Below are 361 nucleotides of genomic sequence, written 5' to 3' on the forward strand. Positions count from 1 at the left end.
ACTTCGGTGACTGTTCTGACAGTCACCGTAAGATCCTCTTTTAACATGAATCATTGAATACTGATTAAGAACTCTCAGCACGAGTTAGTGGCGTATTTGCTCAAGTTCGTTTTGGCTCAACCCGGTCGTTTTCATTATCGTTTCACGGTCAATACCCATGTCGATCATCGCACACGCGATTTTCAGGATCCCCCGTTTTTCGCCTTTATGCAATCCTTCCTGGAGTCCTTCCTGGCGTCCTTCTTGGTGCCCTTCCTGGCGTCCTTCTTGGCGCCCTTCCAGACGCCCTTCAATAAACCCTTTCTGGTGCCCCTTCTGCTCCAGTTTCTGCGCTATTGTCATTAGTACCTCCTCATACCTC

1 pseudogene is annotated in these 361 nt (G+C 48.8%); it reads right to left on the reverse strand.

The features are described from left to right. Positions 1-84: 84 nt before the first annotated feature. A pseudogene (locus ABR397_RS23520) lies at positions 85-361 on the reverse strand (ISNCY family transposase); the annotation flags it as partial.

Source organism: Photorhabdus viridis, assembly GCF_040256935.1.
In the GTDB taxonomy this organism is placed as follows: Bacteria; Pseudomonadota; Gammaproteobacteria; order Enterobacterales; family Enterobacteriaceae; genus Photorhabdus; species Photorhabdus viridis.